General features: G+C 29.7%; 2 protein-coding genes. Both read right to left on the bottom strand.

What is annotated here, in order from left to right:
* Positions 1-600 (bottom strand): HAD family hydrolase (locus ACZQCL_RS06380; RefSeq protein ID WP_482482314.1); only part of this gene is annotated, 600 nt, incomplete at its 3' end.
* A gap of 28 nt (positions 601-628) precedes the next feature.
* A complete protein-coding gene (locus ACZQCL_RS06385; protein ID WP_227991747.1) occupies positions 629-1,381 on the bottom strand; it encodes a GntR family transcriptional regulator in 753 nt (250 codons plus the stop codon).
* Between the last annotated feature and the right edge of the window lie 24 nt (positions 1,382-1,405).

Here is a 1,405-nt window from a genome sequence, read left to right on the forward strand (position 1 = left end):
TAAGCAAATAATCTGATTATGATCAGTTACTATATAATCACTCTCTTTTTGATTTAAGTTATATATTTTCGAATTGAAAGCAACAACCTTAAGTCCTGCCATCTTTGCAGACTTTATACCAAACTCACTATCTTCCACAACAAACAACGGTTTTCCTTTTTTTATTTTAAGAATTGCATTATAGATTTCTGGATCAGGCTTTGTGTTCTTCACATCTTCTCTGCCAATATAAAACTCTACAAATCGATTTAAGTCGAGCTTTTCTAACACTTTTTTTATCACATTTCTAGGGGAAGACGAAGCTATGACGATATCAATATTTAAATCATGTAATTTGTAAAAACAATCCTTTACATTTGGAAAAGCAATTTTCAAATAATCTGGTTCTCCAGACGATTTAATATAATCTAAATATTTTTCTATAAGTTTTTCAATATCATTTCCAGATATATAAGACTCAATTCTTTTAAACACATGTATCATATCTAATCCGATTGTTTCCATCAAGACTTTATCAGGGATATTAAAATTATTATTACTCAAAAAATTTCTCAATAAGTTCAAATACCAACCTTCACTATCAATTACTACCCCGTCCATATCAAATATGATATATCTATTCATGCTTTTATCCGCGTTTAAATGTACCAATCATCTCTATAAATGACACATCTAATGTAGAAACGGAATATTCAATGACAGTTCCATCTTCTGTAAATCCAGTATCCTGTATGATTAAAATAGGTGTAGCTTTATCTATTTCTAATACTTCTCTAGCTTCTTTATCAGCCCATCCTGGAATTAATTTTTCCTTAATTGTAGTAACAACTAAGCCTTTAGAATCTAAATACTTATAAAAATTTTGTGCGGCATCTTCTGCATCTCTTTCAAAGTCCAACAAATAATCTTTTCTTATATATGATCTCGAAAAAGATGCGGCTTTTTTATCTGCATAACGAATTCGGTCCATATACCAAACATGATCACCTGTTTCTATTTTTAATTGCCTAGCAACATCTGAACTTGCCTCTACAACGCCACATTTTACAAATTTTGTTTTGCAAACAAAACCGTTACGATTAATAACTCTATCAGTTTTATATACTGATGGACTGATAATATCATGCTGGTTATCCTTTTGCTCTTTTGAAGATACAAATGTTCCTACTCCTTTTTTTCTATACAAATATCCTTCAGTACACAGTTCATTTAATGCTTGTCTAACGGTCGTCCTACTGACGTTATATTTTTCAATTAATTCCCTTTCAGTAGGAATAGCTTCATCTTCTTTGTATATATTATCATCAATCGAATTAATAATGATTTGTTTTAATTGATAATATAATGGCAATGGTAGACTTTTATCTATAATATATCTCATAACTTTTCACTCCATCTTCTTTAT

It is taken from the genome of Holdemanella sp., assembly GCF_056804935.1.